Annotated in this window: 10 protein-coding genes; 4 read left to right on the top strand and 6 right to left on the bottom strand. The window is 70.6% G+C overall.

The window, feature by feature from the left end; translation table 11 throughout:
- The first annotated feature begins 6 nt into the window (after window positions 1-6).
- Window positions 7-1,083 carry a P1 family peptidase gene (locus tag AB0M63_RS26825; RefSeq protein ID WP_366021194.1) on the top strand — a complete coding sequence of 359 codons (1,077 nt, stop codon included), beginning with the start codon at window positions 7-9 and terminating at the stop codon, window positions 1,081-1,083.
- Here the strand turns inward: AB0M63_RS26825 and AB0M63_RS26830 are convergent.
- A complete protein-coding gene (locus tag AB0M63_RS26830; RefSeq protein ID WP_366021195.1) occupies window positions 1,080-1,571 on the bottom strand; it encodes a GNAT family N-acetyltransferase in 492 nt (163 codons plus the stop codon). The two genes, AB0M63_RS26825 and AB0M63_RS26830, sit on opposite strands and share 4 nt — an antisense overlap.
- Before the next feature lie 187 nt (window positions 1,572-1,758).
- Between AB0M63_RS26830 and AB0M63_RS26835 the strand changes: the two genes are divergently transcribed.
- Both AB0M63_RS26835 and AB0M63_RS26840 read left to right on the top strand, forming a co-directional pair.
- A complete protein-coding gene (locus tag AB0M63_RS26835; protein ID WP_366021196.1) occupies window positions 1,759-4,395 on the top strand; it encodes an alpha-L-rhamnosidase C-terminal domain-containing protein in 2,637 nt (878 codons plus the stop codon).
- A 206-nt stretch (window positions 4,396-4,601) separates the two neighbouring features.
- Window positions 4,602-5,861: an MFS transporter gene (locus tag AB0M63_RS26840; RefSeq protein WP_366021197.1), complete on the top strand. Its 1,260-nt coding sequence runs from the start codon at window positions 4,602-4,604 to the stop codon at window positions 5,859-5,861.
- 13 nt (window positions 5,862-5,874) lie between these two features.
- On the opposite strand, the gene AB0M63_RS26845 is transcribed toward AB0M63_RS26840, so the two are convergent.
- Entirely contained in the window at window positions 5,875-7,026 is a 1,152-nt protein-coding gene (locus AB0M63_RS26845) for an acyltransferase (RefSeq protein ID WP_366021198.1), read from the bottom strand.
- Window positions 7,027-7,243: 217 nt separating this feature from the next.
- Window positions 7,244-7,564, bottom strand: coding sequence for a hypothetical protein (locus tag AB0M63_RS26850; protein WP_355909217.1), 321 nt, complete (start codon window positions 7,562-7,564; stop codon window positions 7,244-7,246).
- Window positions 7,565-7,716: 152 nt separating this feature from the next.
- Here AB0M63_RS26850 and AB0M63_RS26855 point away from each other — a divergent pair, with 152 nt between their 5' ends.
- Window positions 7,717-8,871 carry an MFS transporter gene (locus tag AB0M63_RS26855; protein ID WP_366021316.1) on the top strand — a complete coding sequence of 385 codons (1,155 nt, stop codon included), beginning with the start codon at window positions 7,717-7,719 and terminating at the stop codon, window positions 8,869-8,871.
- Between the two features lie 38 nt (window positions 8,872-8,909).
- Here AB0M63_RS26855 and AB0M63_RS26860 read toward each other — a convergent pair whose 3' ends face one another.
- The 3 genes from AB0M63_RS26860 to AB0M63_RS26870 are packed head-to-tail and all read right to left on the bottom strand — an operon-like array spanning window position 8,910 to window position 13,964.
- A complete protein-coding gene (locus tag AB0M63_RS26860) occupies window positions 8,910-11,663 on the bottom strand; it encodes an alkaline phosphatase family protein (RefSeq protein ID WP_366021199.1) in 2,754 nt (917 codons plus the stop codon).
- A gap of 13 nt (window positions 11,664-11,676) precedes the next feature.
- Window positions 11,677-13,026 (bottom strand): ABC transporter permease, encoded by a 1,350-nt coding sequence (locus tag AB0M63_RS26865; RefSeq protein WP_366021200.1) that lies wholly within the window; start codon window positions 13,024-13,026, stop codon window positions 11,677-11,679.
- Window positions 13,023-13,964 carry an ABC transporter ATP-binding protein gene (locus AB0M63_RS26870; RefSeq protein WP_366021201.1) on the bottom strand — a complete coding sequence of 314 codons (942 nt, stop codon included), beginning with the start codon at window positions 13,962-13,964 and terminating at the stop codon, window positions 13,023-13,025. Before AB0M63_RS26870 ends, AB0M63_RS26865 begins: the two co-directional genes overlap by 4 nt.
- Window positions 13,965-14,047 lie beyond the last annotated feature (83 nt).

Consider the following 14,047-nt stretch of genomic DNA (forward strand, 5'->3'; position numbering starts at 1 on the left):
CTGGCCATGCCCGTGTCGCCCAGCCCCGATCCGCCGGGGCCCACCACGCCCCGCCGAGCACGTGAACTCGGGCTCGGGGTAGGGGACTTGCTCACCGGACCGCACAATGCGATCACCGACGTCCCCGGCATCCGCGTCGGACACACCACACTGATCCACCCGCCACGCGTGCACAGCGGCGTCACCGCGATCGTGCCCGACGGCGTCGGCCCCAACACCCCACTCCCCGCAGGGGTGTTCGCGGGCAACGGCTACGGCAAACTCCTCGGCACCACACAGCTCGCCGAACTCGGCGCGATCGAGACACCTGTGCTGCTCACCTCCACCCTGTCCGCCTTCCGGGTCGCGGACGCCCTGGTCGGCTGGATCCTGGAACGGCCCGAGGGGGCCGATGTTCGGAGCCTCAATCCGGTGGTGGGGGAGTGCAACGACGGGCTCCTCTCCGACATCCGGTCCCGGCCGATCCGGGAAGCCCATGTGCGCGCGGCACTTGAGACCGCGTCCGCCGGGCCGGTCGCCGAGGGGTCGGTCGGAGCGGGCACCGGGATGACCGCGCTCGGCTTCAAGGCCGGCATCGGCACCTCGTCGCGACGGGTGCCGCTCGCGGGCGGGGAGGCGCTGCTCGGCGTGCTGGTGCAGGCCAACTTCGCGGGGACGCTGCGCATTTCGGGCCGTACGATCAGCCCCGCCGACGTAGGTGTCCCTGCCGGAGATCCCGGCCCCGAGACCGGCTCCTGCATGATCGTGACCGCCACCGACGCACCCCTCGACGCCCGCCAGCTCACCCGGCTCGCCCGTCGCTCCGTCTACGCACTGGCCCGGGTCGGCGCCGGCTACGGCCACGGCAGCGGCGACTACGGACTCGCCCTGGGCACCCGGCAGTTGAGTACGGCCGCTGGTCCGGCAGTGGTCCCCGACGTCGTGCTCGACCCGCTCTTCCTGGCCGTGTTGGACGCCGTGGAGGAAGCGGTCCTCAACTCGCTGCTGACCGCGACCCGGGTCACCGGCCCGCAGGGGCACACGCGGTATCCGCTGCCCGCGGCACCGCTCCTCGCCCTGCTGGGCGGCGGTCCGGGAAGCTAGAGATCGCGCTCGTACCAAGTGCCGTGCTTGCCGCCGAGGTCGGCCGGGCCGGCGGGGCCGACCGGGCTGAACCCGGCCTTGGTCAGCACCTTTTGGGACGCGATGTTGGTGTGCGAGGTGGCCGCTCTGAGCGTGCGCAGACCGTGCCGTTCGGCAGCCAGCCGGCACAGTTCCTCGACGGTCGCGGTCGCCACGCCGTGCCCGGCGACATCCTGGGCCACCCGGTAGCCGAGGTCCGCGGCGCCTCCCTCGACCATGTCGAACAGGTTGAACCTGCCGAGGACCGAGCCGTCCTCGTCGACGAGCACATAGAAGGCACAGATACCGGCCTCCTGCTCGGCCAGCAGCGCGTCGTAGCCTTCGGTGAACTTGTCGAAGTAGTCGTCGCCCCGGTCGGAGATCGAGAGGGCGAAGTAGGCACGGTTCGCCAGTTCGAAGGCCAGGACCGCCGGGGCATGGTCGGCACGCAGCCGCTGCAACTCGGGCATGGCCAGACTGTATCCAGGACGGCCGGGGGAGTGCCTTCCCGATTCAGGGCCCATGACGGACGAGCCGGCTGCTTCTGCCTCAACTCACTTCTGTCCCAACGCTGTACGGGCGCCCCGTGTTCGAGATACTGTCACCACGCACCTGAGGAGTGAAACGATTCAATCCGCTCGCGCGCAAGGGGACGGCATGGCGTCGAACAGCACACCGGACAAAGGCATTTCCCGTCGTACGGCTCTGGCCGCGGCCGGCACGTCCGGACTCGCCGCGGTGTCCCACTCCACCGGGCTGCCCTCGGCGCAGGCGCTGCCCGCCGAGGGGGTCTCCGCTTCGGGCGCCGGCGGTCCGTCGCGGCGGGCCGGCGGATGGCACCGATACGTCCAGGGGCCGTCCTCGCGCACGGTCCGGCCGCCCCGGATCGTCTCCGCGAGCGGAGACGTGCGGGACCCCGACGCGCTGCTCAAGCCCGGCGGAGCGAGAACCGTCCTGCGGCGTCCGCAGCCCGAGGCGGCGCCGCGCTGGCCCGACGGCACCACGGCGGAGGCCTCGTCGGCGCACGCGGGCAACAACGGCAACGACGGGCAGCCGCGTACGTACGACGCGGCCAACGCGATCGACGGAAACCCGGACACCTTCTGGAACGACGACACCCTGGGCGTGTTCCCCGACGTCCTGACCATCACCGCACCGCAGGTCACCACCCTGCGGGGCATCACGGTGATCTCCGACAGCGACGGCGTGCCGACCGACTGGACCGTCGACGTGTGGCGCGACGGCGACTGGCACACGGCGGCGACGGTGACGGGCAACGACGCGGTCCAGCGGGCCGTTCCGTTCACGGAGGAGGTCGGCACCGATCGCGTACGCATCACGGTGACCGACGCGCAGGACACCTCGCACGGCTACTTCACCCGGATCAACGAGGTCTGGCCCGCACCGGTCGAGCCGATCCCCGTACCGAGCGTCACCGTGGACTTCGGCAAGGTCGTGGTCGGATATCCGCAGATCCGGTTCACCTCCGCCTCCGCCAACTCCCCGGGCGTACGCGTGGCGTTCTCCGAGACCCGCCAATTCCTCACGGACCGCTCGGACTTCACCCGTTCCGACCAGGCGGGCGGCGCCGGACAGGGCACCGACCAGTTCGCGGTCCCCGAGGGCGGCGCCAACTGGACCGACCACAAAGGCTTCCAGGCCGGCGACAAGGTGTTCGCCGACGGACTGCACGGGTTCCGCTACCTCAGGATCAGCCTCGACGCGCTTGCCGCCGACAGTCCCGCCGCCCAGCCCTGGGGGACGGTCGAAATCGACTCCGTGGCGCTCCAGTTCACGGCGTATCTCGGCACACCGAGCACCTACCGCGGCTGGTTCCTGTGCTCCGACGACGAGTTGAATCGTTTCTGGTACGGGGCCGCATACACCAACGAACTGGTCACCGACACCTTCCGCCAGGACGACGTCGACCCGCGCAACGCCTGGAGCGCCACACTGGAAGGGAAGTTGGTCCTCCAGGACGGTGCCAAACGCGACCGCGACCCCTACGTCGGCGACCTCGCGGTCTCAGCGCGCACCCTCTATCTGACCCACGACGACGCCTCGGCGGCGGCCCGCAACGTCCTGGCCGACCTCGCCGACCACCAGCGCGCCGACGGCTGGATCCCGCCCGCCTCCATCGGCGACTACACGCTGCCCCTCTTCGACTATCCGCTGTACTGGGTCACCTGCAGTTGGGACTACGTCCTCTACACCGGGGACCGCGAGTACGCGAGCCGCTACTACCCCACACTGCTGAAGGTCCTGGACACCTGGTACCCGAGCGTCACCGACGACGCCGGCCTGCTCAGCAAGGGCCTCAACGGCACGGGCACATACGGCGATTACGCCTTCCTGGGCCGCACGGGCCGCGTCACCTACTACAACGCGCTCTATGTCCAAGCCCTCCAGGACGCGGCCCGGTTGGCCGGGCTGCTGGGGCAGAAGGCCGACGCCACAGGCTGGAGCGCGCGGGCCGACCAGGTCGCGCAGGCCGTCAACTCCCTGCTGTGGGACGGCGATGCGGGCGCCTATCTGGACTCCTCGACGGGCGCGGTGCGGCACGCCCAGGACGGCAACTCCCTGGCCGTCGTCACCGGCATCGCCGACGCGGACCGCGCCGGCTCGGCGCTCGCCCACCTCGACGCGACGACGAGGCGGCCGTACGGAAACGCGTTCATGGACAACGACACCCTCTTCGCCCAAGCCTCCCAGCGCGTCTACGCGTTCACCTCCTATCCGGAGATCGAGGCCCGCTTCCTGAGCGGTCGGGCCGAGTCCGCGCTCGACCAGATCCGCCGCACCTACGGCTGGATGGACAGGAACGACCCCGGCATCACCCACTGGGAGGGCATCGGCCCCGACGGGTCCCTGTACGAGGACGGTTACACCAGCATGGCCCACGGCTGGTCCACCGGTGTCCTGCCCGCCCTCACCCACCACCTTCTCGGCGCCCGGCCGACCGCACCCGGATACGCCACCTGGGAGGTACGCCCGCAGCCCGGCGGCGTCGCCTGGGCAACAGGCCGACTCCCCACACCGCACGGCCCGTTGGGTGTCGAGTGGGAGAACAGCGCACAGGTCTTCCGCCTCACCGTCCACGCACCAGGGCACACCCGGGGCTCGGTCACGCTTCCCGGCGACGCTCGCCATCAGCGTGTGTCCGTCGGCCGGCGGACGGTCTGGGACGGGCGCCGGGCATCGACCCGCGACGTGACGGTGACCGACGGGACGGTCACCGTCTCCGGCCTCGGAGGGGGCGATCACGGGTTCGTGTGCGAGCAGTTGGGCCAGTGACCTCGATACCGCTCCGGGACTTCGTCGGGCCCGGAGCGGTTTACTCCGTGGCAGCCGGGAACTAGTCCATCTGTCGGAGGACAGCCTGTGAACTGGGCGAACTGTGCGTCGGCTTTGGCCAATTGTTGCGGGTGTTTTGCCGGTGCATGCGTTGTCCGCTCCACCGCTCCGACCTAACCTGACCGGCGGACGAAGGGAGGGTCGGCATGCTGAAGACCGTCCGGGAACAGGCAGCGGGACTCACCAAGGATCAGCGCAACGCGTTCGTCGCCGCCTACTTGGGCTGGGCGATGGACGCCTTCGACTACTTCCTCGTCGTCCTCGTCTACAGCGAGATCGCCGACGACTTCCACGTCTCCCTCACCGACATGGCCTTCCTCACCACGGCCACCCTCGTCATGCGGCCGGTCGGCGCCCTCCTCTTCGGCCTGTGGGCGGACCGCAAGGGCCGCCGCACCCCGCTCATGGTCGACGTGGCCTTCTACTCGGTCGTCGGATTCGCCTGCGCCTTCGCCCCGAACTACACCGTGCTCCTCGTCCTGCGCCTGCTCTACGGCATCGGCATGGGCGGCGAGTGGGGCCTCGGCGCCGCACTCGCCATGGAGAAGATCCCCGCCGACCGGCGCGGCTTCTGGTCGGGCCTCCTGCAGAGCGGCTACTCGCTGGGCTATCTGCTCGCCGCGGTGGCGTTCTTCGGCATCGAACCCTCCTTCGGCTGGCGGGGGTTGTTCGCCTTCAGCCTGGTGCCCGCACTGGTCGCGCTCTGGGTGCGCACCCGGGTGGAGGAGAGCGAGGTGTGGGAGAAGAGCGTCCGGCTCAACCGCACCCCCGCCTACCAGGTGTTCAAGAACCCTGCCGTCCTACGGCGCTTCGTGTACCTCGTGGCGCTGATGACCGCCTTCAACTGGATGTCGCACGGCACCCAGGACATCTACCCCACCTTCGTCAAGAAGGGCCTGGGCCTCTCCCCGGACACCTCGATCGCCATCGCCGTGGTCTACAACATCGGCGCCATCATCGGCGGCATGGTGCTGGGCGCCTACTCCGAGCGCCTGGGCCGCCGTCGCACCATCATGATCGCGGCGGCCGGAGGCCTGGTCGTGGTGCCCTTCTTCGTCCTGTCCACCGCCGTGGGCTGGCTGATGCTCTCCGCCTTCCTGATGCAACTGTGCGTACAGGGAGCCTGGGGCGTCATCCCCGCGCACCTGACCGAGATGAGCCCGGACACGATCCGCGGCTTCTACCCGGGCGTCACCTACCAGCTCGGCAATCTGATCGCCGCCCTCAACCTGCCGCTCCAGGAAGCCCTGGCCGAGCGCCACGGCTATCCGGCGGCGATGGCATGGACGGTGACACCGGCCCTGGCCCTGGTGATCGTGCTGAGCGCGATCGGCAAGGAGGCCAAGGGCATACGGTTCGGCAGCACGGGGGCGCAGGCGCCGAGCACGGCGGCGGCCGACACCTAGAACGCGGGGCGCGTCACACGTTCACCCGGCTCAGGAGCGTTCGGTCCTCGCCGACAGCCGAATCCAGCGGCTTCACCGGCACCACCGACTCCACCGGCCTCGGCCGGCGCACGCGGAACCGGCCGCCTCGCAGCAGGGGCCGTTCGACGAAGGCGTACGAGGCCAGGGCCGCGGCGAACGTCGCCGCGAGACCGGCGGAGAGCAGGTGGTCGGCGGGGACACCGAGGTCGTGCAGCAGCCGGATGACGGGGTAGTGCCACAGGTACATCCCGTAGCTGAGGTTGCGTCCGACCCAGGCCGGAGCGGACAGCGACAGCAGGCGGGTGGGCCACCACCGGGGGCACAGGTCCAGTGCGGCCACCACACAGGCCGTCAGCAGGGCGGCGGCCAGGAACCCGACCGTGTACCAGACCGGGTTCCACCCGCTGGTCTCGGTGATCGGGATCTGCCAGGCGATCAGCGCCAGCAGCCCGAGCGCGGGCCAGCAGAGCCGTCCCGCCCAGCGACGCAGCAGCGCCAGCCGGGGGTCGTCGGCGCGCAGCCGGGCCAGGACGAGGGCCAGCAGGGCGCCGACGAGGAGTTGGTCGGCGCGGGTGTCGGGCCCGTTGTAGATACGGTGCGCCGCCGAAGGATCCCAGAGCGCCCACCGCCAGAGCACCGGCAGCACGCACAGCACGGCGACCCAGATGAGCACCGCCCGCGCCGACGCGCGCCGCAGCAGTACGAGCAGCAGGAGCGGCCAGGCCAGATAGAACTGTTCCTCCACCCCCAGCGACCAGGTGTGGCTGAGCGGCGCGGTGAGATCCGCGTACGTCCCCGGGTTCCCGGCCCGCACGAGATTGACCACCGATCCCGCGGCCAGCACCGCCGCCACCCACGCCCCGCGGAACAGCGGCAGTGGGAGCGTCACGGACAACAGGGCGGTGACCGCGCACATCACCAGCAGGGCGGGCATCAGCCGCGTCCACCGCCGCCGATAGAACGACCACAGCCCGATGCCACCCGTACGGGCGTACTCGCCGACCAGCACGCGGGTGATGACGAAACCACTGATCGTGAAGAACACGTCCACGCCCACCGAACCACCGGGCACCAGGTCCGGCTGCACGTGGTAGACGATCACCAGCACCACTGCGACCGTGCGTAGACCGTCCAGCCCCGCCACCCGCCCACCGCCGCGCGGCGCCGAGGAAAAGCCCCGTGAGGGGGTGACGGGTGGCGCCGTCGCTCGCACATGAGGGCGCTGCTCCGGGGCCTCGTCTACCGCGTTCCGATGGAGGGTGCTCATAACGGCGGCGTCTGCCCAGGCGAACCCGGATCACACAAATTCTCATGCTCCGCTCAGACGGGCGTCGCGATCCGGCCGACGGGAGAGCCGTCCGCTACGGGGTGTCGTGCCCGTCGAGGAAGCGATGCAGCACGGCGGCCTCGGCGCGGAGCCGCGCGACCCGGTCGGCGTGCGCGGGCGCGGTCAACTGCGCCGCCGCCTCCAGCCGTTCGCCGGCCTCGGCCCGCACGATGTCCACCACACCGCTCTCGCTCAGCTCACGGCGCGCCGCCTCGGTGGCACCGACACCGACCGGTGACAGTTCGAGGGCCGGGCTCCGGGTCCCGCCCTCGTCCACGGGCACCGCCTCCGCGTTGTCCAGTGCGGCGAGCGTCGCGCGCAGGGCACTGACCGCGACCTTGTCGCGGGCGCGCATCGCTTCGGGGAGGGCTTGACGCATCCGAACACGTAGGGACATGCCGGGACCCTACGGTCGTGATCCCGGCCCTCACAACGGGATATCCGGGCTCCTCGTGCCCTGGTGACCCGCTGGGCTACATTCACCTCATGTCCGCTCCGGTCCGGCAGATGCGGCCGCTGTACGCGGCCGGGTTCACCACCGCCTTCGGCGCGCACGGCATCGCCGCCAGCCTCGGCGCCGACACCGACGACGCGGTCACCTCACTGCTGGTGCTGGGCGGACTGCTCGCCCTCTACGACGGTGCCGAGGTCCTGCTCAAGCCGGTCTTCGGCACCCTCGCCGACCGTATCGGCGCCCGCCCGGTACTGCTCGGCGGACTCTTCGCCTTCGCCGCCGCGTCCGCGGTGTACGCCGTCGCGGACAGCCCGGGCTGGCTGTGGGCCGCGCGGCTCGGGCAGGGAGCGGCGGCCTCCGCGTTCTCCCCCTCGGCATCCGCCCTGGTCGCCCGGCTCAACCCGGCCGCCAAGCACGGCCGTGCGTTCGGCAGTTACGGCTTCTACAAATCCATCGGCTACACCCTCGGCCCGCTGCTCGGCGGTGTCCTGGTCTGGGCCGGGGGCCTGCGGCTCCTCTTCATCGTCCTGGCGGTGCTGGGCGCGGTGGTCGCGGTGTGGTCGATGGTCGCCGTCCCCGTGGTACCGCCGCTGCCCAAGGTCCGGCAGACGGTGCTCGACCTGGCCCGGCGGCTCGCCGACCCCGTCTTCCTCGCTCCGACCGCCGCCCTCGCGGCGGCGACCGCGGCGCTCTCCGTCGGCGTCGGTTTCCTGCCGGTCTCCGGGCGCACAGCCGGGCTGGGCGCGGTCGCCACCGGCGCCGCGGTGTCGGTGCTCGCCGCCTGCGCGGCCGTCGTCCAGCCGCGGGCCGGGCGGGCACGGGACGACGGTCGCCTCAGCACACGTACGGGCCTGGCCGCGGGCCTGTCGGCCACCGCCGCGGGACTGGCCTGCGCCATGCTGCCGGGCCTGACCGGAATCCTCCTCGGCGCCGCCCTCATTGGCATTGGGACCGGGCTGATCACGCCCCTCGGGTTCGCCGCGCTCGCTTCCTCGACCCCGCCGGAACGCCTGGGACAGACCATGGGTGCGGCGGAACTCGGCCGTGAACTCGGCGACGCGGGCGGCCCGTTGCTGGTCGCCGTAGTCGCCTCACTCACCACGCTCACCTACGGCTACGGGGCGCTCGCGGTTCTGATCGGGGCGGGGGCGGTCCTCGCGTTCGTACGCCGTCGCGTGGCAACGGCAGGGGCCCCTCGCCGGCGGTGACGCCGACCAGGGGCCCCTGACCAGTCGATCAGCCTGCGTCAGCCGTCGTTCTCCGAGGACGGGAGGTAGGCGCCGGGTACGTCGTTCGGTGCGTAGACCTTCTTGTCACCGGGGTACGGCTTGGTCCAGTTGTGGGTCTGGTACCACGTGTAGCGGTTCATCTGGGTGGGGTTGGCGTAGTCCGGTACGGCGTTCGGGCCGGTCAGGCGCTGGTGCGAGGCCCACGTCTGCCACTGCGCCGCGAGCGCCTTCTCGGCCGCCGGCACCGCCGTGGACGTCGGCGCGGGTGCCGCGTCGGCGGCCTGGGCCGCCGGGGTGTCCGAGCCGCAGGACGGCTGCGGGCTCACACCCAGGGTCAGCGAGGTCCGGTTGGGCACCGCCGTGAACGGCGTGGTGTCCGCCTTCGAGGTGAAGGCGCCGTACATCGGGGTGGCCGCGCTGTCGAGCTGGTTCATCGGGTGGATGCCGAGGATCTGCTCGATGGTGCGGACCATGGTGATCTGCGAGTAGTAGTGGCTGTCGACGGTGCCGTGCTTGGCGTAGGGGCTGATGACCTGGACCGGGGCGCGGTGGCCGTCGACGTGGTCGAGGCCGGCCTGGGAGTCGTCCTCGACGACGAAGATCGCCGAGTCCTTCCAGTACTTGCTGTGGGTGATCTCGTCGACCGTCCGGCCGACCGCGAGGTCGTTGTCGGCGACCTCGGCGGCGGCGTTCGCGGGGCCGCCGGTGTGGTCGTTGGAGTACCAGAACATGTTCAGGTTGGCAGGACCGTTCTTCTCGAAGTCCTGCTGCCAGATCTGCTCTTTGTAGATGTCCGGGACGTCGAGGTCGAACAGCGGGAAGCCCTGCACCGACACGTCGTTGAGCGAGGGGATCGCCGAGCCCGTCTTGATGGGGTACTGCGTCTGCGCCCCCGTCGAGGCCATGGTCTTGCTGTCGCAGTACAGGTTCTGCCAGTTCGCGCCGGCCGGCTTGGTCTCCAGCGACTGGAACTCGCCGAAGTCCTTGACCGACTTGCCGGCCGCCTGCGCGCCGGTCCAGATGAAGCCGGACTTCTGGTGGCCGAGGACGTCGTTCTCGGTGTCGTAGCTGCGGGTGTACTCACCGGCCGACGACTCGGTGTACTCCGGGTTGTCCGACTGCATCAGCCAGTTGTGGCCCTCGGCGGAGTTGGTGCCGATGTCGTAGAAGTTGTCGTACAGCCCGAACTGCTCGGCCAGCGCGTGCTGGTTGGGCGTCACGTTCTCGCCGAACTGGGTGAGCGAGGAGTCGCCGTTGCCCTGCGCGATGTCGCCGAACTGCTGGTCGTAGGTGCGGTTCTCCTTGACCAGCAGGAAGACGTGCTTGATCGTCGAAGGGTCGCCGATGCGCGTGGGGACCGGGACCGCCTTCGTGTTGCTCTTGCTCTTCGCCGTCTGGACCGAGCCGGCGGTCCAGCCGTTCTGCTTGAACACCTTGGCCGTCTGCGACCTGATGACCAGGTCGCTCGGCAGCGTGAACTGCGTCAGGCTCGACGTGGTGTCGTGGGTGTTGTGGCCGGCCGCGTCGGGGCGCAGGGCGTCCACACCACGGGTGTTGGCGACGACGACCTTCTTGCCGAGGGCGGTGATCCCCGACGGGAAGTAGTCGGTGGGCAGCAGGCCGACGTAGCGGGCCGGCATCTGCGGGGAGCTGTAGCGGTAGACGGCCACGGCATTGGCGCGGCCGAGCGTGACCAGCAGGTGTCCGTCGTCGGTGAGCGTCACCGCGTTGGGCTCGTAGCCGACCGAGGCCTCCGGCCACGGCTGGGTGGAGATGGTCTGGACGACCTTGTCCTTGCGGCTGTCGATGACCGACACGTTGTTGTCGGCGGTGTTGGTGACGAACACCGCGCCCTTGCTCGCGTACACGGCGGTCGGGTGCAGGCCCACGGCGATGGTGCCCACGGCGGCGGACGGGCTCGCGGTGTCGATCACGCTGACCGTGCCGGTGGTGGCGGCGCCCGTCTTGGGGTTCGCGACGACGTCGGTGCCGTAGGAGTTGATGGTGGTGTCGCCGGCCCTGGCCGGGCGCCCGCCCTCGTTACTGACGTACAACTTGCCGCCGACCAGGGCGAGTCCGCGCGGTGCGTTGCCGACGGCCCACGTCTGCTTGATGGTTCCGGTGGCCGCGTCGATGGCGACCACCTTGTTCTGGCCGTTGACCGCCGAGTACACGGTCGAGCCGTCGGCCGAGAACACGGCCGCGCCCACCAGCGCCTGCTTTGTGCCGTCGGCCGCGATGTTGACGGCCGTCGGGTTGGCGAGGGTGCCGTCGGCGTTGACAGTGAACTTGGTGTAGCCGTTGGCCTGGCCCAGCCACAGCTGCTTGCCGTCGGGCGAGTAGGTCGGGCCCTCCTGGCCGACCGCGGCGGTGCTGATGCGCAGGTCGTCCGCCGCGTTGGTGCCGACCTTCTGCTTGACCTGACCGGTCGCGAGGTCCATGACGACCAGGGACGCGTCGCCGTCGGTGACCGAGGCCGCGAGGTGGGTGCCGTCCGGGCTCACCGTCGACGACATGATCTTGCCGTCGTTGATGACCGTGCGGCTGCCGTACGGCTTGATGTACTGGTCGGCGGAGACGACCTGGCCGTTGGCGGTGGTCTGGCCCACCTGTTGGGTGCCGAACTGGTAGGTCGAGGCGACCGCGGTGCCCGTGACGCCGAGGGCGACGGTGATGCCCGCGGTCACCAGCAGGGCGCGGCGGCCCACGCGTCTGCCGAAGAGGTTGACGTCATTCTTCTCGTTGATCCGACGCTGGCGTGTTACCTGCACGGAGCTGTTCCCTTCAGTGGATGTCGAGCAGGTCGACGTTGCCGTCGAACTGCCACAGCGGATTCGGGGCGTCTCCGGTCGACGTCCGTACGAGGAAGTAGCCGTTCACTTCCTTGGGACCGTCGCCGTCCGCCACGAACCGCCCGTCCGAGGTGATGTCGAGCTGGTAGATGGCCGTGCCGGTGACCGGGACGCCGGGGAGATGCCAGCTCACGACGCAACGCCAGTCGTTGCCCGCCCCCTCCTGGGCGGCCTGGCCGTCGCTCTTGGTGCACGCTGCCGTGGCCCGCAACTGCGCCTCCGTCACGGCAGGGCGGTGGAGTTCCCGCGTCTGGAGGCGGTAGAGGTGCCCGAACGCGGTGGCCAGGGACTTCTGAACCTTGGCCTGCTGGATCCCGGAGCCCGTCGACGGGGTGGCCACGGCGACCGCGCCGACGGTGACGGCGGTCAGCGCGGCCAGCGGCAGCACGCCGAGCATGATCGCGCGGCGGCCGGAACCGTCGTAGGCCGGGTTGGTGAAGTCCCTCCGTACGAGCAGCACATGGGCCAGGGCGGTCGCGAGCACGGCCCACGCCAGGCTGACCGCGACGGCGATCAGGAGCGGGGCGAGCTGGGACGGGCTGGTGAACAGGCCGTTCCAGGAGATGAAGGCGTAGGTGGGCAGGGCGAGGCGCACGGAAACGGGCAGTGGCAGCATCTGGGCGACCGACATCGCGAGCGCGACGATCGGAGGCAGCAGCAGCCCCATCGGGGAGCGGCCGAGCGCGACCGAGCCGAGGAGTCCGATCGCGGCGAGGGCGAGGGTCGGGGCGAGGGCCGCGACCCAGGCGAGCAGGACGCGGAACGCCGCGTCTCCGGGCGCCAGTTGGTGCCCGTCCAGTCCCACCAGGGGCTGGTTGCCGACCGCCAGCAGCCCGCCGACCGCGCTGGAGACGGCGAGACCGGCCACCAGCAGCAGGATGACGGTGAGGCTGGCCAGTACCTTCGCCACGAAGATCCGCGTGGGTGAGCGGACCGCCACCAGCAGATGCCGCCAGGTGCCGAGCCGGTCCTCGGCGGCGAACACGTCACCCGCGACCACCGACGTCAGCAGCGGCAGCGCCCAGGTGCCCGCGAAACCGAGCATCACCAGCGGTCCGGCCCACCCGGTGGCGTGCATCCAGCGGCCGAAGAGGGTGTCGGAGGGCAGCGTGCTCTGCTGGCCGACCCCGGCGACGAAGAGCGCTGGCGCGATCCAGCAGGCGAGCACCAGCAGCCGGATCCGCCACTGCGAGACCAGCTTGACCAGTTCGAAGCGGTAGCCGCGCGAGACCGGGACGAGACGGGCGGGGGCGACGCGGGCTTCGGCTGCGGTCGCCGTCATCGGCCGGCCTCCTGCTGCTCGGTGAGGGCGAGGAACGCGGCTTCCAACGGCGATACGACGGGGGCGAGTTCGCGCACCGCGACGTCCGACCGCACGACCTTGGCGACGAGTTCGTCGAGGGCGGGTGTCAGCGCGCGTACGACGAGCACGTCGGCGTCCTGCCGTATGCCGCTGTCGTCGACGATCCGGATGCCCGGCGTGTCGGCGGCGACCCGGCGCGCGGTCTCCGGGTCGGAGGTGCGCAGCCGGTAGTCGAGTTCACGGTTCTCGGCGGCCAGCTTGCTCAGCGGGCCGGAGAAAACGACACGTCCGGTGGCGAGGATGGTGACCTCGGAGCACAGTGCCTCCAGGTCGTCCATACGGTGGCTGGAGAGCACCACGCCGGTTCCTTCCGCGGCCAGCCGGGTGAGGACACCGTGCACATGTCTCTTGCCCGCCGGGTCGAGGCCGTTGGACGGCTCGTCGAGCACGAGCAGCCGGGGGCGGGTGAGCAGGGCGGAGGCGAGACCGAGTCGCTGGCGCATGCCGAGGGAGAAGCCGCGGGTCTTGTCGTCGGCGACATCGGTGAGCCCGACCTCGCCGAGCACGTCGTCGATGCCCGCCGTTCCCGCGTCGAGGCCACGGAGCGCGGCCAGCGCGGCGAGATTCTGCCGGGCGGTGAGCGAGGGGTAGAGGCCGGGCGCGTCCACAAAGCCGGCGACACCGTCGGGAGCGGCGAGCGCCCGCTCGACCGGTGCGCCCAGGATCTCCAGCCGTCCGCCGTCGGTGACCGCCAGCCCCAGCAGCAGGCCGAGCAGTGTCGTCTTGCCGGCACCGTTCGGTCCGACCAGACCGTGGATCTGACCTTGCGTCACATCCAGGTCGACGCCGTCGAGTGCGACGATGTCGCCGAAGCATTTGGTGATCCCGCGAGCCCGGACCGCGAAGAGTGCGTCCATGAGTGCCTTCCTTCGAAACCCTCAGGGACCTTAGGGGCGGCACACAACACAGGCACAGATGACTGGTTGAACGGGTAGGGAAC

The sequence above is a fragment of the Streptomyces sp. NPDC051576 genome (assembly GCF_040681835.1).
In the GTDB taxonomy this organism is placed as follows: domain Bacteria; phylum Actinomycetota; class Actinomycetes; order Streptomycetales; family Streptomycetaceae; genus Streptomyces.